Consider the following 2,838-nt stretch of genomic DNA (forward strand, 5'->3'; position numbering starts at 1 on the left):
TGCAACCAAATAATCATACCTTCCCAAACCAATAAATACGGGTTTATGGATATCCGCCAGGGATTGTATCAAATTCATGTTACCGAAAGCTTCTCCCCATAAATAATCAATGATAGGCATGTTCGTGTACACATCATTCCACGTGTAAGCCGCATCATAGGCATAATCATAAAAGCTTTGGGCTCCCATTCGTATACACATGTGAACAAACCTTCCATCAGGGTCTCTTTTGATATCTTCCTTTAATAAAACAATGTCCTTTTCAAAACGTTCCTTTCTTTCTGGACTGGCCGTTTCATAAAAGAATGAAGCGCTTTGCCGCTGTCTTTCCTGGCTGTTCGTAGGTGCTGAATTTAAAAGCACCACTTTTTGAACATAGTCCGGGTATTGTTTAGCATATTCCAAAGCCATAAAGGCATGCCCGGAATGTCCTAATATGATAAATTCGTTTAGATGAAGGCATTGTCTTGCTGTTTCTATATCATTAATAACTTTATCCAAAGTATAGTCTTCTGGTTTTAAAGCTCGAGTCGGTTTTGCAAACCCTCTATGATCCAGAAAAATAAACTGAAACTTTTTATATAAATGGTCTGAAAATAAGCGAGGATAATATACACTACTGCCGATCAGCAATATCGGCCTTCCGTTACCTGTTATAGCATATTTCAGCTCAAATCCATCACTAATAACTGTTTGATAAGTGCTCATTTATAATCTCCTTTTCTTTTTTAAATCACTCCCTTTCCTTTGTGTAATTCCCTTGTATTCTCCATAGAACGTTCCAACACTTCAACTCACCTCAGAAAGCACATTTATTTTTAGGAGAAAAGTTTAACATGGTTTTTTCAAAAACAAAACTGGGTTATTTTTGTCTTACTTGTCTTGACTTATGGGATCCATACTGGATTTTTGACAAGCACATCTTTTGGGAAACAAAAAAACGCGATAATGGTCATACCCCTGTCAAGTAGACAGAACTAAAAAGACATCTTTAAGCAGCAACCGTTTCTCGGTATTCAATCGGGGAACGGTTGTTTAATTTTTTCTGAAATCTATTTTCATTATAAAATGAAATGTACTCCCGTACGTGTTGTTCTACCTCCGCTAGGGTTCCGGGTTTCGTTAAATAAATCTTCTCTGTTTTAAGATGGGAAAAGAAGGATTCTATACAGGCATTGTCTAGGCAATTTCCACGCCTTGATTACTGCTCTTGCCCTGACATTTATTAATCAACTAATTATTTTTGTTCTGGGTCCCAAGATCGCCGCAAGCAGCACACTGCCTCTTTTGGAAACTGTTCAGTTGATTGAATTGGCAGAAGTGTTCGAACGCATGGATGCACTTTTCACCTTGCTCCTCTTTTTTGCTTAATTATTAAAATGGTCGCATTTTTTAATAGTGCTGTGATAGGGCTTGAAAGAGTAACTAAAATTGGATTTAAAAAATGGGTTCTGCCTCTCGGGGCTCTCATTTATGGGCTTTCATTTCTATCCCCTAACTACACTCATCATATTATGACGGGTCGGAAGACTGTGGTTACTTTTTGTTTTCCTGTTTTTCAGTTTATCCTCCCATTATTGCTTTTTATAGTAATAGTTATTAGAAAAAGAAAGAAGCTAAAAAAACAGCCTGCTTCGTAATTCAGCCTCTTTTACTGTACATTTTCTATTTCATCGGCACGATGTGAAGTGTTCCATCCTCGCTAAACTCTGCGTAGGCGATTTCGTCGATACTATCATATCCCTGCTCGCGCACCTTTACTTTAATCTCTTCAATATCGATTGACTTCCCACGCATAGATTCGTTCAGGAACTTTCCTTTATCAATGACTGTTACAGAAAAAAGGTCAGGCTGTGCATCTATTCCCATATCCTGAGCGGCGGGTGGCTCGTATTCGGGTTTGCGCATGACTGACAATGAACCATTCGTTTCTAACGTGGCGTACCAGACCTCACGAAGAGAAAAAATATTTTGCTGGCGTAGCATGGAGAGCAGCTGGGTAAATTCTATATCATATTTTTCAAGCATCTCTTGATTGACCTGACCCTTATCCACGAGCAGCACTGTTCGACCTTCTGCCATATATCCAAATTTCACAAAACGGGTCGTCGCCTTTTCAAAAAAGTAGGCCAGCGCGCACCATAGTGCCAAAGCAAACAAAAGCTGCCCAATGGTCACCTTATCGTCATATAACGTATTTCCCACAATTTCGCTTAACACCAATGATGTTAGGAAATCGAGTGGTGTTAACTGACTGAGTGTTTTTCGACCTGTAATAAAAGTAATGATCCACAAGCCAAAAAAGCTGATGATCAATTTGACACCAATCGTAACAAATACCTCCATAAATAGGCCTCCCGGAAGAAGTTGTTTTCCTTATGTGTTATTTACACCTGTCTACCTCAGCATAAACAGAGGGTTATTCCTAAAATTGTCCAATTAAAAAAGCCCGCTACCAACTAGAGGCAGCGAACTCTTTAATTACGGCTATTATATAATCTTAATCTCTCAGATGTTTATCAAAAAACTTCTTAACAACGTCCAATATATGTGGCTGGGTAAAGGCAATATGCCAGCTCCCGTAATTTTGTACATAGTAACATCATTGCCCGCTAGCATGGACTCTGGAGACATGATTATCTACTTTTCACAAGAAGCTGAATCGCTTCTTTAACCAGCTTATCCGTGTCTCCTCCTGCCTCTTGCTCTTCCAATATACATCGTTGCAGATTCTCTGCTACAATTTGGGCAATCGCTTTATCTGATGCGTTACGTACGGCAGATAACTGGCTAACGACGTCTTTGCACGATTTACCTTCATCCATTAAACGAAGTACC

4 protein-coding genes and 1 pseudogene are annotated in these 2,838 nt (G+C 39.2%); 1 reads left to right on the forward strand and 4 read right to left on the reverse strand.

Features of this window, described 5'->3' with window-relative positions; all coding sequences use genetic code 11:
• Together GRP75_RS23410 and GRP75_RS23415 are read right to left on the reverse strand one after the other, a co-directional pair.
• Nucleotides 1–708 (reverse strand): alpha/beta hydrolase (locus tag GRP75_RS23410; RefSeq protein ID WP_160790505.1); only part of this gene is annotated, 708 nt, incomplete at its 3' end.
• 283 nt (nucleotides 709–991) lie between these two features.
• Nucleotides 992–1,201 (reverse strand): annotated as a pseudogene (locus GRP75_RS23415) (IS3 family transposase); the annotation flags it as partial.
• On the opposite strand from GRP75_RS23415, the gene GRP75_RS30025 reads away from it, so the two are divergent.
• The gene (locus GRP75_RS30025; protein WP_237449156.1) at nucleotides 1,198–1,371 is read left to right on the forward strand and encodes a GerAB/ArcD/ProY family transporter; all 174 of its coding nucleotides are present in this window, start codon (nucleotides 1,198–1,200) and stop codon (nucleotides 1,369–1,371) included. The pseudogene GRP75_RS23415 and the gene GRP75_RS30025 sit on opposite strands and share 4 nt — an antisense overlap.
• Before the next feature lie 294 nt (nucleotides 1,372–1,665).
• On the opposite strand, the gene GRP75_RS23425 is transcribed toward GRP75_RS30025, so the two are convergent.
• Nucleotides 1,666–2,346, reverse strand: coding sequence for a YetF domain-containing protein (locus tag GRP75_RS23425; RefSeq protein ID WP_160790506.1), 681 nt, complete (start codon nucleotides 2,344–2,346; stop codon nucleotides 1,666–1,668).
• 290 nt (nucleotides 2,347–2,636) lie between these two features.
• The coding region (locus GRP75_RS23430; RefSeq protein ID WP_160790507.1) for a metal-sensing transcriptional repressor at nucleotides 2,637–2,838 on the reverse strand (202 nt) is incomplete at its 5' end.

It is taken from the genome of Paenibacillus sp. OT2-17 (assembly GCF_009827695.1).
GTDB classification, from domain to species: domain Bacteria; phylum Bacillota; class Bacilli; order Paenibacillales; family Paenibacillaceae; genus Paenibacillus; species Paenibacillus polymyxa_B.

Excerpts from the sequence above, each read along its gene's own strand:
- GRP75_RS23425 (WP_160790506.1), bottom strand. The coding sequence starts at position 2,346 with ATGGAGGTATTTGTTACGATTGGTGTCAAATTGATCATCAGCTTTTTT.